The sequence below is a fragment of the Shewanella sp. 1CM18E genome, from assembly GCF_023161665.1.
Taxonomy (GTDB): domain Bacteria; phylum Pseudomonadota; class Gammaproteobacteria; order Enterobacterales; family Shewanellaceae; genus Shewanella.
Genome location: NZ_JALNTW010000004.1, coordinates 282,651 through 301,175, shown reverse-complemented (window position 1 = coordinate 301,175; position 18,525 = coordinate 282,651). Strand labels below are relative to the sequence as shown.

At 42.5% G+C, this 18,525-nt stretch carries 14 protein-coding genes; 6 read left to right on the top strand and 8 right to left on the bottom strand.

Features of this window, described 5'->3' with window-relative positions:
* The first annotated feature begins 152 nt into the window (after positions 1 to 152).
* Together MSG37_RS08545 and MSG37_RS08540 are read left to right on the top strand one after the other, a co-directional pair.
* Positions 153 to 2,012 (top strand): multiheme c-type cytochrome, encoded by a 1,860-nt coding sequence (locus tag MSG37_RS08545; protein WP_248470171.1) that lies wholly within the window; start codon positions 153 to 155, stop codon positions 2,010 to 2,012.
* Positions 2,013 to 2,660: 648 nt separating this feature from the next.
* Positions 2,661 to 3,077 (top strand): hypothetical protein, encoded by a 417-nt coding sequence (locus MSG37_RS08540; protein WP_248470170.1) that lies wholly within the window; start codon positions 2,661 to 2,663, stop codon positions 3,075 to 3,077.
* A gap of 49 nt (positions 3,078 to 3,126) precedes the next feature.
* Here MSG37_RS08540 and MSG37_RS08535 read toward each other — a convergent pair whose 3' ends face one another.
* The 5 genes from MSG37_RS08535 to cutA all read right to left on the bottom strand — a co-directional run bounded on the left by MSG37_RS08535 (position 3,127) and on the right by cutA (position 9,878).
* Positions 3,127 to 4,155 carry an aldose epimerase family protein gene (locus MSG37_RS08535; protein WP_248470169.1) on the bottom strand — a complete coding sequence of 343 codons (1,029 nt, stop codon included), beginning with the start codon at positions 4,153 to 4,155 and terminating at the stop codon, positions 3,127 to 3,129.
* A gap of 22 nt (positions 4,156 to 4,177) precedes the next feature.
* Positions 4,178 to 5,332 carry a galactokinase gene (gene galK / locus MSG37_RS08530; RefSeq protein WP_248470167.1) on the bottom strand — a complete coding sequence of 385 codons (1,155 nt, stop codon included), beginning with the start codon at positions 5,330 to 5,332 and terminating at the stop codon, positions 4,178 to 4,180.
* A gap of 546 nt (positions 5,333 to 5,878) precedes the next feature.
* On the bottom strand, positions 5,879 to 7,534 hold the full coding sequence (locus MSG37_RS08525; protein WP_248470166.1) for a cation:proton antiporter family protein: 1,656 nt from the start codon (positions 7,532 to 7,534) through the stop codon (positions 5,879 to 5,881).
* A gap of 191 nt (positions 7,535 to 7,725) precedes the next feature.
* Positions 7,726 to 9,558 (bottom strand): protein-disulfide reductase DsbD, encoded by a 1,833-nt coding sequence (locus MSG37_RS08520; protein ID WP_248470165.1) that lies wholly within the window; start codon positions 9,556 to 9,558, stop codon positions 7,726 to 7,728.
* Positions 9,555 to 9,878 (bottom strand): divalent-cation tolerance protein CutA, encoded by a 324-nt coding sequence (cutA, locus tag MSG37_RS08515; RefSeq protein WP_248470164.1) that lies wholly within the window; start codon positions 9,876 to 9,878, stop codon positions 9,555 to 9,557. Before cutA ends, MSG37_RS08520 begins: the two co-directional genes overlap by 4 nt.
* 283 nt (positions 9,879 to 10,161) lie before the next feature.
* Between cutA and MSG37_RS08510 the strand changes: the two genes are divergently transcribed.
* Positions 10,162 to 10,776: an FxsA family protein gene (locus MSG37_RS08510; RefSeq protein ID WP_248470163.1), complete on the top strand. Its 615-nt coding sequence runs from the start codon at positions 10,162 to 10,164 to the stop codon at positions 10,774 to 10,776.
* A gap of 12 nt (positions 10,777 to 10,788) precedes the next feature.
* On the opposite strand, the gene MSG37_RS08505 is transcribed toward MSG37_RS08510, so the two are convergent.
* Positions 10,789 to 12,600, bottom strand: a complete 1,812-nt coding sequence (locus MSG37_RS08505) for a protein kinase (protein ID WP_248470245.1) — start codon at positions 12,598 to 12,600, stop codon at positions 10,789 to 10,791.
* Positions 12,601 to 12,847: 247 nt separating this feature from the next.
* Here MSG37_RS08505 and MSG37_RS08500 point away from each other — a divergent pair, with 247 nt between their 5' ends.
* Together MSG37_RS08500 and MSG37_RS08495 are read left to right on the top strand one after the other, a co-directional pair.
* A complete protein-coding gene (locus MSG37_RS08500) occupies positions 12,848 to 13,189 on the top strand; it encodes a hypothetical protein (RefSeq protein ID WP_248470162.1) in 342 nt (113 codons plus the stop codon).
* A 287-nt stretch (positions 13,190 to 13,476) separates the two neighbouring features.
* Complete coding sequence (locus MSG37_RS08495; protein ID WP_248470161.1) at positions 13,477 to 14,136, top strand: thiopurine S-methyltransferase; 660 nt, start codon at positions 13,477 to 13,479, stop codon at positions 14,134 to 14,136.
* A gap of 403 nt (positions 14,137 to 14,539) precedes the next feature.
* Here MSG37_RS08495 and MSG37_RS08490 read toward each other — a convergent pair whose 3' ends face one another.
* Together MSG37_RS08490 and MSG37_RS08485 are read right to left on the bottom strand one after the other, a co-directional pair.
* On the bottom strand, positions 14,540 to 15,607 hold the full coding sequence (locus MSG37_RS08490; protein WP_248470160.1) for a porin: 1,068 nt from the start codon (positions 15,605 to 15,607) through the stop codon (positions 14,540 to 14,542).
* A gap of 552 nt (positions 15,608 to 16,159) precedes the next feature.
* Positions 16,160 to 17,221, bottom strand: coding sequence for a porin (locus MSG37_RS08485; protein ID WP_248470159.1), 1,062 nt, complete (start codon positions 17,219 to 17,221; stop codon positions 16,160 to 16,162).
* A 384-nt stretch (positions 17,222 to 17,605) separates the two neighbouring features.
* On the opposite strand from MSG37_RS08485, the gene tcdA reads away from it, so the two are divergent.
* On the top strand, positions 17,606 to 18,427 hold the full coding sequence (gene tcdA / locus MSG37_RS08480) for a tRNA cyclic N6-threonylcarbamoyladenosine(37) synthase TcdA (protein ID WP_248470157.1): 822 nt from the start codon (positions 17,606 to 17,608) through the stop codon (positions 18,425 to 18,427).
* Positions 18,428 to 18,525 lie beyond the last annotated feature (98 nt).

Sequence of the window (18,525 nt, the reverse complement as noted above, 5' to 3'; positions counted from 1 at the left end):
AGAAACTCTACTTGTAACTCAATTCCTCCAAAAAAATACGATCAAACTCACATTTAGTTAACGGTTTGCTTACATGTCTTTTGTAAGCTGAGCAGAATATAAAGGCACAATAATAACAAGGTTATTTAAATTGTAGCTAACCGGAGATGAAAATGATGAAAAATATACACTTTCTCATTGCTATACCGATGATTCTTAGCATAGGGATGTCTAATGCGCTTGCTCAGTGGGATGAGAACACAGGCTGCTTGAGCTGCCATGAAGGAATCGAACAGTTTTCTGATATAGATATGATGGCGGAGTTAACTTGTGTTGACTGTCATAACGGTAATGGTGATGCCACAACCTTAGAGAATGGCCACAAAAATATGTGGGCAAACCCAACTGACTTGCGAGTTGTCGAGAAAACCTGTGGCAGTTGTCATAGCGAGGAAGTTGATAACGCAAGGACATCCTTACATGCCACTATGGCGGGTATGATTTCTGGTACCCGTTATAATTTTGGTAGCCAAACACGAGATTCTATTCACGCAACCTACGATGTAAAAGCGTTGAAAACCGGTAGAGAAGGCACAGTAGATTCATTAACGCAGTTACCTAGCTATGATCCTAGCAAAGCTGAGTCAGGTACGAATTCACCGGGTGATGACTATTTACGTAACCAATGCTTACGTTGCCATATTTGGAGTGATGGTCATCAAAGAGATGGTGATTACCGTGCGTCTGGCTGCGCGGCATGTCACGTTGAGTATAGTAATGCCGCAACCTATGAAGGTGGCGACAAAGCGATAGATAAGACGCAAAAGGACCGTCCACGTAAACACAAAATGACCAGAGCTCCATCAGTTGAACAATGTCAGCACTGCCACAACCGTGGCGGCCGTACTGGTGTCAGCTATATGGGAATGATGGAGTCAGATGGTTATGGTACGCCTTATAAAGCTGATGGCAGTAAGCAAGGCAAGTTACATGGTAAACACTATAACTTCTTGCAAGCTGATCTGCATTACGACGCTGGTATGAGCTGTATTGATTGCCATACAAAAGATGAAATGCATGGTGATGGCTATCTATATACCAAAAAAGAGTATGCGTTAGAGGTTCGTTGCGAGACGTGCCATGGCACAACATCAGCTGATGCCACTTTAGAAACTTCACGCGGCAATAAGATGACCAACCTAAAGCGTGACGGCAGTAAAGTGACTTTAACGACAAAGATTGATGGAAAAACGCTTAATGTGCCGCAGCTTAATGGCGCAGAGTTATCGGAAGAAGGCCAAGTGGCAATGGTCAAGATTGCTAGCCACATGGAGAAAATGGAATGTTCGACTTGCCATGCAGCGTGGGCGCCTCAGTGTTACGGATGCCACGCCAAGCAAGATGTCAGTAAGCCTAATGGCGACTGGCTTGTGGGTGAAAATAGCGACATATCACAGCTAGGTAAAAAATCTAACCTTAAAAAGCAGGCATTTAGCTGGAGTGAATCTCGCTCCTATGTACGTTGGGAGAACCCGGCTCTTGGGATTAATCATCGTGGTAAGGTTTCTACTTTTGTTCCTGGTTGCCAGGTGTTCTTAACTCAAGTTGATGGCGAAAAAGCGATCGTGACTAATAAAACCTATATGACTAAAGATGGCACTAGTGGTTTATCTCACAATCCGATTCAGCCACATACCATGAGTAAAACGTCGCGTACTTGTGAAGAGTGTCATACCAATCCTAAGGTTTTAGGCTTAGGTAGTGGTCAATACGATATCGAGCGTAACTTTCCAGATGGTAAGGCTCCAGTGGATTTTGAACTCGAACGTTTTGTGGATGAGCAGGGCAACCAACTGCAATCAACTTCCCACGAGGGGGCACGCCCATTTTATAAACAAGAGATGGATAGAATCAGCCGAGTAGGAGCTTGTTTAGCTTGTCATGGTAGTGATGAGCTAGGTGCAGAGGGGAAGGCGCCTGATGATGTGACTCATAATAAGGTGATTCAGAGAATGGTTGAAAAGGCGCGCTAGTCTTGTAGCCACGATAAAAACGAGCCTTTCGGCTCGTTTATATTAATCGCTTAATCAGGTATCCCGCAGTGAGTAGGACTATAGTGCTTAATAGGCATTAATGAGTGACGATTCAGTGTCTGGTGAATTTGTCTGAGAGAGTGAGGCAAGAAGGTGAATAAGTGATGATTTTTAGTCATAAAGGCGATTTTGTTGGTCCAATTTTTGTAGAAGATATGTGCAAGTAGGCCGGTAAAATCGAACAGGCTTTGACCGACTAATATAGGCTTGTCATCTTGTGTTCATATTATAGCGATAGCCTAATATCTATAGAAAATCAGCTTGTTGTCTTTCATTAGTATTTGTTGTCTAAACGGTTGATGTTGTGAGGTTTGTTAACTAGGTGGATGTTTTTTTACATTTATTGATAACGAAAAACTTGAATAACCGCTGCTTTGAACTAAATTCGATAAGAGCTGAATAATTTATGTGATTTATTTCATCTTTGAGAGTGATATTTCGTATTTTCAACTATTGATATTCGGCAAAAATCTGTAAAAATACCGCTTCTGTCCCTGATGAAAAAATATAGGGAAAACGGAGGTAAATGTTAGCGCAATTTACTTCTTATTTATTTTTGTATGTGTTGATTTAAGGGCATTAACATATATGTATAAGACTTCAAAAAAACCAGTTTGGTACGGTGAGCTAAGAACTGCTCGTGGCAATACCATTCTAATTCATGATAAACAGTTTCCTGATGCTTCTGCTGGACGCGTTTACTTCTATAACGCAACTCGCGAATCAATCATCGAGTATGCAGAAGATATCGTTAAGCCAAACTTACATGAGCTTGATGATCAGGCTATCGCAGAAGTTGAAAAGACTTGCGGTGCAGCTTGGTTTGCAGCCAGAGAAGAGTTTATGGCTAAGCATCAAGGTTGGGTTGAAGCAAACAACCCAAAGAGTGTTGCAGCACCAAAGAAAGCTAAAGCAGCACCAGCTGATGATGACGACGAGCCAGAGTTAGAGTCTGCCGATGGCGACGATTACGATGACGATTGGTCGGACGATTACGACGATTAAAAAAAACAGCGCCTTATAGGCGCTGTTTTTTTATGTGCTTTGTTTGCTATTACTCACTTTCAAACTGATAGCGACTAATGTGGTGATAGATTTCGCCCGGTGCGATTAACGCACTGCCCGCTATTTGTGGTTGATTTGGGGCATCAGGGATCTGCTGTGGCTCTAGACATAGGCCTTGATACTGCTTGAGCACTTGCTGGTTCTTACCTATAGTCCCATGCAAATAGTTTGCACCATATACCTGCACACCTGGCTGATTGGTATATAAAGTTAAGCTGCGGCCACTAAGTGGAGAGCTTAATGTGCCAAAGCGCTGCAATTTAGATTCGCTTTGGGGTAATAAATAGCAGTGATCAATACCCTTGGTGCTGGTGAACTCTTCTTGACCAATTAGTGACTGTAGCTGTGTTGGAATGGATAAATCTAAACCACTACCTTGGCTTCTACAAATCGCAGTAGGTATGCCGGTTTCATCCATCGCTAAATACTGCTCAGCATAGGTTTGTAGCTGATGGTTAAGGGTTGTTTCGCTGGCGTCTAAGTTAAAATAACTGTGTTGTGAAAGGTTGATAGGGCTGGTTTTATCTGTGCTTGCTAATATTTCTACGTATAAATTATTGCCTACAAGACGGTAATCTAGCTGAATATTACAATTGCCTGGAAAGCCCATATCGCCATCTGGGCTGCGTAAACTTAAGCGCACGCCATCAGGGAGCGTACCTAACTGCCAATTTCTTCGATGAAATCCTTCGTGACCGCCGTGTAAGCAATTACCAGCTTGATTAACATCTAACTGGTAGTGTTGATCAGCAACAGAAAACTGCCCCTTGGCGATTCGGTTAACAAATCGTCCTGCAATTGCACCTAAATGCGCTTGTTGAGTTAAATAGTCTTCAGCGCTATCGCATCCTAAAACAATGTTGGCACGTTCGCCTTCTCTATCTGGGGCCCATAGAGAGCGGATTATCCCACCGAGGCTTAATACCTCAACGGCAAGAGTGCCGTTATCCATGAGTACTCGTTCAATCTGTCCACCACGTGGATCCGTCCAAGGTTCAAGAGCGCGAATACGTACCATTTTTCGTCCTGTTAGCGTTATTTTAGTCGTCGATGCGTTTGGCACCATCGCTGGCTAAGCACAAGTAAATATCTGCTTCTAGCCCGGTTTTATTCGTAAACTTTTGTTCAATCGTAGCAACTACAGCATCGGTGAGCTCATGATCAACTAGCGCGACAACACAGCCACCAAGGCCACCGCCGGTCATACGCACGCCGCCACGATTTCCTATTACCTCTGATACTATCTCGACAAGGTAATCAATTTCAGTGGTGCTGATCTCAAAGTCATCACGCATTGAAATATGAGACTCGGCCATTAGCTGACTTAATTTAGCGATATCGCCAGACTCCAATGCCCAAGCTGCATTTTGTGTGCGGCGATTTTCACTGAGTACATGCTTAGCGCGCTTGTAGTAAGCCTCAGGTAGTTCGACTTTGGCTGCCTCTAAGGTCGCGAGGTCAAGATCGCGCAATGACTCAAGGCCGAAGTGGTTGGCAGCTTGTTGGCATTGCTCTTTACGTAAATTGTATTGGGCTTCAATTTCGCTGCGTTTAACATTGGAGTTGATGATCAACAAGCTCAAATTTTCTGGGATACTAACGGCTTCGCTATCAAGATCGAGGCAATCAATTAAAAAGGCGTGGTCTTGCTCGCCAAGGGCGCATATCATTTGATCCATAATGCCGCAAGCATGGCCTACAAATTGGTTTTCACCGCGTTGCGCAAGTTGAGCGATAGCAAGAGGTGAGAGTTTTATTTGGCTACAATCGTTAACTGCAGTACCAAAAGCGACTTCTAAAGCGGACGACGAAGATAAGCCCGCATTCATAGGTATATTGCTAACTACAGCAATATCTAGCCCTTTAGGAGCAAGCCCTGAGCTTGCCATTGCGGCAGTAAAGCCTTTTAAATAGTTAGACCAGTGCTTTTTAACTGGGGTGCCTTCCTCACCAAAGGTCCAAGATACAATCTCACCGGGATAGGCATCCGACACTGCGCGAAATTGCTGGTCGTCACGGCGCTTGGCCACAATAGCAGTATGAAAGTTAATTGCAGCTGGCAGCACAAAGCCGTCATTGTAATCGGTATGCTCACCGATAAGATTCACGCGTCCAGGGGCACAATAAAGCTCATCAGCTTGAGTGCCAAAAGTTTGCACAAACAATTTGTTTGCTCGCTGAGCGGGATTGGACATAATTTAATTTCCGAATGTTAGTATTTGCGTTCAGTACAAAACGTTGCTGTAAACTGAGTGGTTTAGCTGCGGTTTGATTCTAACGACCAAATTAATAACAGCGGTTTACCTAAATAGCTTGGTTTAACTCAAGCGATTGAGCGGCAGCGAGGTCATAATCTATGCTTGATGCTGTAAAGCGTACTTTAGTGCTCAAAATCCATCTATTGATTTATATCATGTCTTTGTAACTTGTGTAACTGAGTTTTTCTTTTGCCTGTCGGTTGGCGGGCTTGCTGATTAATTAAATTGGCTTGGAATAAGTATATAAGTAATACCTGATTAAGGTGCGGCTATTCGCCTTGAATTAGTTTGCTAAAAGTCGCTCTGAGTAGAGCAAATTCTTATATTGATTGGTGTTAGATGTGAGTATTACAGCTTTGCTCTATAGCGATGCTTAGCTAAGGTGAATCTTGATGGCGTTAAAGCAATGATTATCCTCCTACAGCAAATACTGTAGGAGTGAATCGCTGACTTTTTTTACTAACGAACTAACTCATTAGCCAATTAGTCTTTTGCTGCAACCGTAGTTTCAACTTGGTTTTTATGGTTAATCGCATCAGGGTTATCTGGTGCGGTACCGCTAGGGGTTAATAGCTCTTTAACTAAGTGCTCAACAAAACCGGCGCCAGCAGCCTCATAGAGGTTATATACACTGTCGACGCCTGATTCGCTTAGAGACTCAGCATCTTCTTTATATTTTACAATTGCACTTAACTTACCTTGATATTCAAGAGATTGCAGCTGCTCTACGGCAAAAAGATTACCAGCATGATGCGGCATAGTTAATAGCACTAGCTCAAGGTTTGGCGCCCTGTCGAGCTTTTCCCAAAAGTCAGTATCAGAGGCATCGCCTTGTACAACGTTTCGGCCTTGGCTGATATGAAAATCAACTAGATCTTGCTTGTGCTCAACACCAAGAATTTCACCATCATAACGAGATCTGAGCTCATCATAAGCACCTGAGCCAATGCGTCCCATACCTAAAATTAAGAAGCGCGGATTGCCAACCGGAATAGGTCTATCTTCAGGGTGCAGCGGATGTTTCTCTAAACGCTTAAGCCAAGCTTGGTACTTTTGATAAAGTCGGCTTGATGCGATATTCAGTGGTGCTGCAAACAAAAAACTAAAGCTAAGTGCTACCGCTAAAATGACCATCCACTGCGGTGGTAACCAGCCTTTTGAGGTTGCTACTGCAGCGACAATTAATCCAAACTCACTATAGTTGCCCAAGCTAAATGAGCTCATTAGTGCGGTACGTGAACGTAGCTTAAAGTGAGTGAGTAAATACAGAAATAAAATGACTTTTATCGGTACAACCAGCACTAAAATTGCCGCGAGTCCAATATCAGAGAAGCTTGGTAAGCCATTAAGGCCAACAGTTAAAAAGAAGGCGACTAAGAATAGTTCTTTAAAGTAAAACAGTGATTTAGCAAGCTCTGATGATTTAGGGTGACCAGCAAGCAAAATACCAATAATCAGCGCACCAAGATCAGGCTTTAAGCCAACAAGCTCAAATAGACCTGCGCCCATAACTAGCGCCATAACCAAACCAAACAGCACCAGTAGTTCGCCATGTCCTACGCGATCAAAAGCTTTATAAATAAGTGGCTTTGCTAGCGGGAGCAGCAATAACCCTAATGCCCAATAGGATGGAATGTCGCCTTTGGAAATCGTTAAAAATGCCACGGCAAAGATATCTTGCATAATCAAGATACCAATGGCTACACGGCCATATAGCGACTGCATGTCACCTTTATCTTCCAGTATTTTTACTGCAAAAATGGTGCTCGAAAAACTTAACGCGAAGGCGAGTAGGGCTAATTGATTTAGTTCGAGTCCGGTTAGTTGCTCAAGTCCTAAAAGCCCAAGCAGCTTTAATAACGGAATAAAAAACAGCATTGAGCCTAAAAGATGTAAGCTGGAACCTGCCCAAACTTCTGCTTTAAATAAACTTCTGAGATCGAGTTTTAAACCGATGGCAAATAGCAGCAGGGTTACACCTAAGTTTGCCAATTGCTCTAGCATAGGCAAACTGGACTCTTCAATCCCAAATAAAAACAGCATAAATCCCGCAACAAGATAGCCAATTAAAGGGGGAAGTCCCACACGGCTAACTAGCATGCCGCAGGCTAAGGTGATTATGAGTATGGCGGGTTCCATGGTGCTCCTTTTTAATTATGGAATGATGCACCATTGTATAAGAAATTTATGAAGTTGAGCTGAAAAATGTGAACAAATTTGATCGATGTTAACGTTTTATCTTCTTTGCTATGGCAGGTATATAAAAAGCCCCTGTTTAGGTTAAACAGGGGCTTTATTTTACGCTAATGTATAAATACTCGCGTCGGAAGCTATTTCACTAAGTGGTCTAAATGCTCAGCGAATGCTTTTGGTCGCATAAAGCCTGTAACACGCAAATCATCACGAATTACGCCATTTTCGTCAAACATCAATAAGGTTGGCAAGCCGAGAATGTCGTAATGCTCAAGTAGCTCGATATCAATATCATCGTTTTTGGTGACGTCGGCTTGTAGTAATACCATTTTATCCATTCGCTCTAGTACCTGAGCATCTTTAAAGGTAATCGCTTCAAACTCTTTACAGGCGACACACCAGTCAGCGTAGAAATCGACCATTACTGTTTTGCCTTCAGCGGTTGCTGCAGCGATTTCAGTTTTTAAATCATCAAGTGATTTAATGCGGGTGAAACCGTGGTTTTCTGCAGCGCTGTTAGTCGCAACTGTAGTGTGAGTATTAAAACCAAGTTTAGTCATTACTGCCTGCATGCCGTAAGAGAAGCTTGCTAGTAGCGCTAGCATCAACAGCACTGAACGTACAGTTTGTTTCCAGCTAAACTCGGTAAGTTTGTTTTGATGCATCAAGTAACCGATCAACACAATGCCCCAGATTGACCATAATAGATCTGAGATAAAGTTTGGCCAAATACGACCTATCATCACAATTGATACTGCGATCAATAGGAAACCGAAAATAGTCTTGATGATATCCATCCAGCTGCCAGCTCTTGGTAATAGCTTACCGCCTGATGTACCGATAATAAGTAAAGGCAGACCCATACCCATGCTGAGTACGTAAAGTGCTAAGAAGCCTTGCATTAGATCGCCAGTTTGCGCCACATAAATCAGTGCGCCAGAAAGCGGGGCTGTAGTACAAGGAGAGGCGACTAAGCCAGAGATTATGCCCATTACAAATACACCAATAACGTTGCCGCCTTTTTGGTTATTCGAGAACGCGTTCATCTTCTCTTGCCACTTAGATGGCAGTTTTAAGTCGTATAAGCCAAACATTGAAAGGCTTAATACAAAGAACAGAATTGCTAATACAATGAGCACTGCAGGGTGTTGTAATGCAGCTTGATACTTCATACCCGCAGACGCAACGATAAGCCCAACGAGAGAATAGGTAATAGCCATACCTTGCACGTACACCATAGACAGTGTGAACGCTTTAGCGGTAGACAGCTTTTCGCCCTGACCGACAATAATACCTGAAAGAATTGGGTACATTGGGAAAACACAAGGCGTTAACGCTAAGCCAATACCTAGACCAAAGAAGATCACTAAGGTCCAAATGAGGCTGTCGCCCGATAGCATAGCGCTTAAGCTATCTTGCTGGGTAATTGGCGCGGCCGGAGTTACTGCTTCAGTTGCAGTGGTAACATTGCTGCTTAGTGGCTTTTCGGTTTCAGTGAGTAAGCCATCATTTTTAGCGACTTCAGTTAGCTCTGCACTACGCTTGGTTGGCGGGAAACATAGTTTGCCTTCAGCGCAACCCATAAAGGTGACATTAAGCTTGTCGCCAGCGCTAGCCTCTTTAATCGCCACAGGCATTTCAACAAAGGTGTAGTAAACCTCTTGCTCACCAAAATATTCGTCAGTATGAGACTTACCTTGTGGCAGCGCTACTTCACCGATTACCGCACCATCAGAGGTTTCAAACTTGAGTTTGTCGCGATACATGTAGTAGCCATCGGCAATGACCCAGCTGATTTTGACTTGGTCGCCTTGCTGCTTAAAGTCGAATACAAAGGCTTGGTCGACAGGCATGAGCTCAGGCTCGCCTTTTAAGAAATCAAATTTATTACTGCTAAAAATGCCATCAGCATGCGCCAATGGCGTAAGCAGTAGTAATGAGGCTAAAAACAGGTTAATAATTTTTTTCATGGCTGTGTGGTTTCTTTTATCCAATCAAAATAGGCTGGCAATCCTTGAGTTACTGGGATTGCTATTAGCTCGGGTACATCATAGGGATGCAGCTTAGAAAGAGTGTGCTCAATGGCACTGTAATGCTGCGCTAAGCATTTAATTTGCAAATTAAACTCTTGCTCTTCACACAACTCTCCTTGCCACTCATATACGGATGAAATCCCTTGCGAGATCTGTACGCAAGCAGCAAGTTTGCGCTTAACTAGTTCACGAGCGAGCTCTTTGGCTTGGTCGGCACTGGGGCAAGTTGTGATGACGAGTATAAATTCGGTTTGCATTAAACTATTTCTATTGTCCAACAGATTAAAATTGTATTAAGCCAACGAGGTTAATATGGCCGATAATAAAGCTGAACGGTACTGTACGTGTTTTAAGTTAGCCTTGCATTAAGCTATGGCTAAAATAGTGATGCCAGTAGTTTTTGCTTACAATTATGGGCATAAATGCAGTCTTAGTTAGCATTTATACTGTTTATTGCCAGTACGCTTTTGGCAATGGCTTGAAAATAGACCGAGTTACCCCAATTTAGTTTTCATAAGTAGCAAGAAATGTGAGGTCAGTGTGTTTTTTATTTTGTTATTAATCTTTGTTGTCGTTCCTGTTATGGAGCTATCAGTACTGATCCGCGTGGGCGAAGTATTAGGCAGTTGGACAACTGTCGCCTTAGTGATTTTTACTGCTGTTGTGGGTGTATCTTTGGTGAGAAGCCAAGGGATCAGCACCTTAATGCAAGTGCAGCAGAAGTTAGCCCGTGGTGAAGCGCCAGGGCAAGAGATTGTTGAAGGTATGATGTTGGCCGTTGCTGGCTTACTGTTACTCATTCCAGGCTTCGTAACTGACTTTATTGGTTTGGTGTTGCTGACGCCGTTTACGCGTATTCCTGTGGCCGGTTTTTTCTACAAGCGCATGCAATTAAAAGTGCAGGCTAACGGTGGGTTCCAGTCAGGTTTTGGTGGTGGTTTTGGTCCGGGAATGGGACCACAGGGTCGTAATCCTTTTGAGCAAGGTGGCAATTCACCATTTGATCAAGGCAATACTTTTGATGGTGACTTTGAGCGTCGTCCAGATCCAAGTGACAAACGCCCAGAAAGCCATCAAGTCAAAGGCTCTACGATTGAAGGTGAAACGGTTTCCCATAAAGATGATGAAACTAATAATGAGTCACCTAAGCGATAAACAACCGCTGTTTTAGTTTTCTTCAAGCTGCTTTGGATTGCGCGGATAAAATCTGTCTGCGCGTCGCTCAATTAAATTAAATTTTCGGGTGTTTTTGTAAGGCAGCTTCATAAACCCTGAAACACCTTTACCTTGGATTTTATCAACATGAGATAAGATCCTATCGAGACTTGCCCTAAATGCCGCTTGCTTTCTTGGGTTAAGCAACCGCAGGTAACTGTGGATCTTCATGTGGTTAGGCAATACTTCAAAAATAATGCAGCCGGTATGATGGATTTGGTTTATCCAACCTAGCTCAGTCATAATCTCTTTTGGCAGCTCAAGATTTTCTTCAGGGTCGCGGCCATCTTCAAAGTAAGAATGCAGGCGAGACTTATCTTCAAGTGATGGCACATCACCCACTTCAAAAGGTAATTGCTGATCACTTGCGCAGCTAAAAGGCTGCGAGCTATCGCTGCGCTCAACATGCAAGGTGTCGCGAGCGTTAAAGAAACAAGCTTTAAATACTCCTATTCGGCGGATCCCACGAGCCAAAGTGACCATGTTATTAACCGCAAGTGTAATGGCGTGTTTTTGCTCTGCCTTGTAAATGGCTAAGTTAGAGTCGATAAAGACTCCGGTTTCGCGCCAATGAATTGCCAAGCCACCAACAATTGCATATTGGCTTAAGCGCCCCACAGCAGCAATAAAGCCTTTTTCGGTATCGCCCATACCCGCCATAAAGTTGCGGTAATACTTTTCGAGCTGCAGGTCGTCCATTTTGGCAATGGGATCGTCGTGGTTATGCTCTTTTAAGAAGGCTTTACGCGAGCTGTAGCTTACGGTTTCTACTTCTTTATCTCTTGGTAGATGCCAAACAGGGATCTCGGGTACTAAGGGAAAACTGTTGATTTCAGGCAAATGCATTCGATGGCTATGGGCCATACTTTTTAAAAAGTAATCTCCAGCTTTTTTTCGTTGCAGCGGATCGTCACTTAACATACCGTCTAAAGTACGTGCTAGCTCAACAGGCAGGCCGATACTGGTGGGGGGGATCACTTTACTGCCAAAGCGGCTGGCTTGGCCTGACGCAAGTGCATACAAGGTAGCAGCAACGCCTTGCTCATCAAATCGTGGGCTCGATAGCGCGCCGTTGAGTTGCTCGTCACCAATAAAGTACACATCGCCCATTCTTGCATTGGTATGTTGTTGATCGCTCGACATTAAGTCCATCACATTACCGTTAACTGGATTGCCTTCTGTATCACGCTGGGCAAACACGGCAGAGCCCCAATCGATCAGTGATAAGTGTTGAGTTTTAACGTCATAAACTAAGTTGGAAGGCTTGATGTCACCGTGGATCAGCGGTCTGCCATTATGCAAATATTGTAATATGGCTGCGAGTTGCCGAGCGATATTCATTATCATTGCCACAGGAAGTGCACCGACTCTAACGCAAAGCTGCTCTAAGTCTTCACCTGGCGCCCTTGCCATCACTAAAATGCCTTGCTTGCCTACATGCTCAAATTTGATGACTGGCGGTACATTAGGGTGAATAACTTGCGACAACATAAAGGCTTCTTCTTCAAGCCTATCTTGGATGTGCTGTGGCAAAGTGAGGCGTGAGAACTTAAATACATGGGCCTCATCCTGTTGGTTCACTCCCGCAAACACAAAGCCATAAGCGCCTTTACCAATAAGCTCTAAATTCTTATATCCTAGTTTGCCTAGTTGCTGTTTACAAAGACGGATCCACGCTTTGTGTTTACGTGCGTCATTAGCACCGAGCAGGTAGATTGATTGCTCTTCAGAGATATAAAAGTGCTGTAGTTCAGGTGTTTGCAATAGTGTTCCCTCGGTTGCCAATTCCATTAAATCAATAACCTGTAAAAATGTCCAAAGCTGTGTTTTTATCGGGTTATTTTCTCAATTGTAAAAAGCCTGTGTAGGTCACACCTAACCAATAATTTCGGATTAGATATTGATGTATATCAAATCTACCAGAATAAGAGAAAGGTAATCTTGAACTTGGGACTAGTATTTAGGATATGGGCCATTGAAAAGGCTTACATATCAATCCAGAGGTGGCTTTATGTCAGGGTTAGACAAATCACAGTTAATTGCATTACTTGAGTATCCTAGGCGTCGTATTTTGCAGTCAATGGAATTACGTTATTGCCCTCATGCAGGTTTTTATAATCCAACGGATATGGAATGTATTAATTGTCATCAAGGCATGGAATGCACTTGGATGAATCATAACGATGAAACTATAGCGGTAGAAAGAAAGACGGTAGAAGATTTAAAGCAGCAGTTATTGGTTGCTGTCGATTTTATTGATTCGAGCTTAACGCCGCATCATTTATCGCGCCGAAACTGTGAATGTGAAAACTGTGTTTGGCTTAGAAAAGTACAGCAAACACTTAATATGTAAACTTGCTTTATCTATACCTAAGCTGTAGCTGATTTAGATACAGTTTAAATGTTTGCTGTGTTTGCTGTGTTTGTATGACTTGGTATTAGTTGTTAACGACTTCTTAGTTATCGTTTGAGTTTTTTTGCTTCTGTATGGCTCTGCATATAGAGTAACGGCCATAGTGGTATACCAAGTCTTGAAGCTTTGTTAAGTTGAGCAGCTAGTTTAGTAACATTAATTAGATTTACTCTGCAATGTATTCTGGTCTGTGGCATGCCTAAGTTTCTCTGTTATGGACATAGATTATGCAACCAAGTTTTTGGCATGAAAAATGGGATGCCCAGCAAATAGGCTTTCATTTAGATGCAGTAAATCCTCTTCTAGTACAATATTGGCCGCAATTACAACTCAATTCATCTTGCCAGGTCTTTGTTCCTTTATGTGGTAAATCATTAGATATGTGTTTTTTGGCAGAGCAGGGGCATCAAGTACTAGGCTGTGAACTCAATGAGCTAGCGGTGCAGCAGTTCTATCAAGAGAACAGCTTGCCAGTAAAGCTTGAGACGATTGGCGAGCATCAACGTTTTACTACTGAGCAGGTAACCATTTATCAAGGTGATATCTTTACTTTTTCTGCTGCAGAAATGTCACAAACAACAGCATTTTACGACCGAGCAGCACTGATAGCTTGGCCTGAAGAGATGCGCTTAGCTTATGCAAAACAGCTGGCTAAATTAATTCCTACTGGCAGCGTTGGTTTGCTGATTACTTTGGACTACCCACAAGCTGAGTTAAATGGTCCGCCGTTTGCGGTATCTGATGATTGGGTTAATGCAAATCTTAGCGATGACTTTGAGATTGAATGTTTAGCGAGTGCCGACGTACTTGCTGAAAATCCACGCTTTGTGAAAAAGCAGGTGTCATGGCTGACTGAAAGTGTTTATAAGTTAACGCGTAAAGGTTGAACAAAAGGTTTTAGGTCTTAGGAAAGGCAAAGACGGAAAAGCAGCATAAAGCAAATGCGGTAAAGTTAAGATGATAAAAGCTGAACGGCCTGCTGCCTAGGGAATGCTTCGCTCACGGATAACAGAACGCTGCGCTTACGGAAAAGAATCAAAGCTGGGGCTTCACTACTCTGTTGAGACAAATACAACTGGGTCACAGCGAGAGTGCAGGGCTAACTGGAAAAATTAAAAGTGTTCGAAAATCTAAAGTCTTTAGAGCCGTAAGCAAAGCGTTCTGTGAGTGAGCTGGCGAACGTTCTGTTATCTGTAGCGTAGCGTTCATCGGATCTAACCAGATCAAAAAAGCGACCAGATGGTCGCTTTTTTATCGCTTGAAATCGTCAGAGTCTACAGACTCAATCGATTAGAAGTTGTAACGCATACCGATAGTGAATACGCTGTCGTCTTCTAGATCAATCTTAGCGCCAGCAATTTTGTAATCGCCTTCGTACATAGCGTAGTGGCCATATACCATAGTTGATTTAGAGATCTTGTAGTCAGCACCGACAGTGATGTTTTGTACGTTCACATCAGATGTATCTAAGTGCACGCCGCCAGACTTCTTGAAGTAAGAACCTAGACCTGATTCATCAACACCATACTGAACTTTCAAGTTAACACCGTTTAGGTTGTAAACTGCGTTTACAAAGTAAGTGTTACCTTCTAGCTGGCTGTTTTTCTTGTCGCCAGAAGTGATAGTACCTTCAGAGTTTTGGAAGAAACCGCCAACTTTAAAATCACCAAACTTAGCTTGAGCTACAGCGCGGTATGCATCAATGTTTGAGATACCTTTGTTGTAAGCTGCTGCGAAGTAGTAGTTTTGTGCTTTGAATTTCTTGTCACCAAGAGTTGCGCTTAATGCGTACTGAGCATCAGAGTCTGTACCAGCACCTTGATTGTTGTCAGTCATTAGGTAAGTCGCGTTTAATGTTACTAGATCAGCGATTTTTGGAGAGTAGTACCAAATACCATCTGCTGCACGAGTTTGAGCAGACGCTAGACGGTCGATATCGGCGTTAGTATTACCGAATGCATCGATGCCACCTTCAGCTTGCTTGAATACTGTGTCGTTACGGCCAACAAGTACTGTACCAGCTTGAGACTTAAGACCTAGGAAAGTGTTACGTGCTTTAAATACGTCACCAGATCCTGATGTGTTTTCTACTTGGAATTCCATTTGGTAGATAACGTCGATGTTGCTAGTTAGGCTTTCGCTACCTTTAACACCAACATGAGAGAAGTTGTTTTCTAAGTATGTACCGCTTTCACCAATGTTTACACCGTTGGTACCACCCTGAAGGGTAGTGCCTTGATCTGAGTTAGTAACAGCTAGATCTAGACGACCGTAAAAGCTTGGACCATCGGCTAGCGCGCCGAAAGAAGCTAGGGTTAAAACTGATGCCACTGATGCAGAGATTAGTGTCTTTTTCATTTCATTTGCTCCCAGAACCTAAGTTCCTATTCGTTTCTTATGGTTTTTTACATAAACTTTTGTTTTTGTTACTTGCATCCAAGCTCATAACAATTGTGGGGCTAAATATTACAGTTTTATGGCATCAAGATTGTGGACTGGATCAAGTTTTTGGGGTTCAAGAGCAGAATTGATACTTTTTTGTGACCATTGGGGAACTTTGGCAGATTAATTAGGAATATCTATAAAAATAGCTACTTAAGACTATCTCTAAAGTAGTATTTATGCGGCTTGCCAATATAATAGCTATTGCTTTTTAAGGGCTTACTAAGGTTGCATTTATGTTGATTTTTGGTTTTTAGGTGCGAACATAAATTAACCAGTAGCATGTTGGGGGCAAAAAGGTTGGCAAGAGGCTGTAAATGTTGCTTTTATGTTGTTATCCCTTTGTCAGTCTAGGTTTATAAAAGCTGCTTAATAAATAGCCATTAAAAAAGGCAGCCAAGCTGCCTTTTTAGTTTTTAACATGGATTATCGTTTTAGCTCAGATTACAGATTGCTCTGTTAACAGGCTTAGAAATCGAAACGCATACCCACTGTTACGATGTCATCATTTAGATCTTGTGAAGCGCCGCCTAACATCATGTTACCATCGTACTTAGTATAGTGACCGTATACTAAAGTGTTTTTGCTTAGACGGTAATCTGCACCTAGGCTGAACTGTTGTAGATCAACGTCACTAACAGTTTCTAAACCGCCATCAACACTTCCTACGTAGCGGCTTACATATTTACCAAGACCTGAGTCATCACTACCGTACATTGCTTTCAGTTTTAGGTTACCCATAACGTAAGCAGCATTTACGAAGTAAGTGTCACCTTCTAAATTAGCGTACTTGCTGTCAACGTGTTCGCTATTTTGGTAGAAACCACCAAGAATAACTTGGCCTAGCTTAACTTGGGCAACACCACGGTACGCTTTTACGTTGTCGATGCTGTCGTTATATGCAGCAGAGACATAGTAGTTTTGTGCTTTAAGTGCTTTATCACCAATAGTAGCGCTTAGGGCATACATATTGTCGGTGTCGATATCTTTACCGTTGGCATCGGTTTGGGCGTAATTGTCGTCCATCAAATAAGTGGCATTAAGTGTGACTAGGTCGGCAATCTTTGGTGAGTAATATGTGAAGCCGTCTGCGCTGCGAGATTGACCCGCTGCTAGCAAATCGATATCTGAGTTAGTGTTACCGAAAATATCGAAACCGCCTTCAGATGCTTTAAATACAGTGTCGTTACGACCAACAAGGATAGTACCTGCTGTGGCTGATTTAAGGCCTAGGAAAGTGTTACGTGCTGAGAAAGTGTTACCTGAATTGTCGAAGTTGCTTACGCCAAACTCCATTTGGTAAATCACTTCAAGATCGCTATTGATTGCCTCTGTGCCTTTAACACCTAACCAAGAGAAGTTGTTTTCAATGATGGTACCAGACTTTTGGTTTTGAGTTGCGATACCCATATCTGAGTTGGTGATCGCAAGATCAGCACGGCCGTAGAAGCTTGGGCCATCAGCTAATGCAGTAAAAGAAGTGGCAGCTAGTGCTGAAACAATCGTGGCAGACAGAACAGTTTTTTTCATTTTCATCTTCCTGTAGCGAAATCGCTATTTATAGTTGCAGGCTATCAATATTTGTTTGCCTAAAATGCAGGCTAACAAGTGTGAAGCTGTAATTGTCGGGCGAGATTCTTGCACGGAATGGGATAACTGGTTTGTGATCTACATCAAAGCTAGTGGAAGTTTTGTGATAGTGACTGTGTATTTTTACCGTTGACAAACAGTTACTTGGTTAAAAAGTAACACTGGATACAAATCAGGTGTCTATTTGAGTTAACTTTTTAATTGTTGTTTACAATTGTGTTTTGCTAGTTGGTTATTTTTTTAGAGTTTTACCGCTGATTAAGATAAAATTAGCTCTGCTAATAGCTTTTAATTTCTGACACATTTTCTACATTGAGTATCATTTTGAATAATCACACATTGTCTGACGCTTACTTAAATCGCTTTGCGGGTATTGGTCGTTTATATGGTCAACAAGCTCTTAGTTACTTTGCCTCCGCTCATGTGGTTGTTGTGGGGATTGGCGGTGTAGGAACCTGGGTTGCTGAATCATTAGTACGCAGCGGAATAGGGCAAATTACTTTAATTGATTTAGATGATATTTGTGTGACGAATACCAACAGACAAGCTCACGCGCTCAAAGATACTATTGGCGAGTCTAAAGTAGAAGTGATGGCGCAGCGTCTAAAGCAAATTAACCCTGAATGTATCGTTAATGAGGTTGAAGACTTTATTACACCTGAAAACTTGTCAGAGTATTTTCAAGGTAAAAAAGCTGGTGGCAACATAGATTACGTTGTTGATTGTATCGATGCAGTTAAAGCAAAAACCGCATTAATTGCTTGGTGTAAGCGCCAAAAACTGTCGATAGTTACTGTTGGTGGGGCTGGTGGTCAGATGGACCCAACTCAAGTACAGGTTGCTGATTTGGCTAAAACTTACCAAGACCCGTTATTAGCAAAAGTGCGTAATATGCTAAGACGTGAATATAACTTTTCAAAAAATGTCGCTCGTCGTTTTGCTATTGAAGCCGTGTTCTCCACTGAGCAATTAGTTTACCCACAAGCAGATGGCAGTGTATGTAATACCAAAGCTACCGCAGAAGGTAGTATGCGTATGGACTGTGCTTCAGGTTTTGGCGCTGTGACTGTGGTGACTGGCACATTTGGCTTTGTTGCGACTAGTAGAGTGTTAACAAAGTTAGCCGCAAAAGCGGTAGCAAAATAGTTTTGTTTAATCAGTTTTAATATTAGCGCCATAATGGCGCTTTTTTGTGCTTGTAACTTGATTTAAATACATTTTATATCGTTATTGCTTTGAGTGAA

Coding starts and splice junctions, on each gene's coding strand:
- MSG37_RS08540 (WP_248470170.1), top strand. CDS start 2,661: ATGTATAAGACTTCAAAAAAACCAGTTTGGTACGGTGAGCTAAGAACT.
- MSG37_RS08500 (WP_248470162.1), top strand. CDS start 12,848: ATGTCAGGGTTAGACAAATCACAGTTAATTGCATTACTTGAGTATCCT.
- MSG37_RS08490 (WP_248470160.1), bottom strand. CDS start 15,607: ATGAAAAAGACACTAATCTCTGCATCAGTGGCATCAGTTTTAACCCTA.
- MSG37_RS08520 (WP_248470165.1), bottom strand. CDS start 9,558: ATGAAAAAAATTATTAACCTGTTTTTAGCCTCATTACTACTGCTTACG.
- MSG37_RS08535 (WP_248470169.1), bottom strand. CDS start 4,155: ATGGTACGTATTCGCGCTCTTGAACCTTGGACGGATCCACGTGGTGGA.
- MSG37_RS08545 (WP_248470171.1), top strand. CDS start 153: ATGATGAAAAATATACACTTTCTCATTGCTATACCGATGATTCTTAGC.
- galK (WP_248470167.1), bottom strand. CDS start 5,332: ATGTCCAATCCCGCTCAGCGAGCAAACAAATTGTTTGTGCAAACTTTT.
- MSG37_RS08525 (WP_248470166.1), bottom strand. CDS start 7,534: ATGGAACCCGCCATACTCATAATCACCTTAGCCTGCGGCATGCTAGTT.
- MSG37_RS08485 (WP_248470159.1), bottom strand. CDS start 17,221: ATGAAAAAAACTGTTCTGTCTGCCACGATTGTTTCAGCACTAGCTGCC.
- MSG37_RS08495 (WP_248470161.1), top strand. CDS start 13,477: ATGCAACCAAGTTTTTGGCATGAAAAATGGGATGCCCAGCAAATAGGC.
- cutA (WP_248470164.1), bottom strand. CDS start 9,878: ATGCAAACCGAATTTATACTCGTCATCACAACTTGCCCCAGTGCCGAC.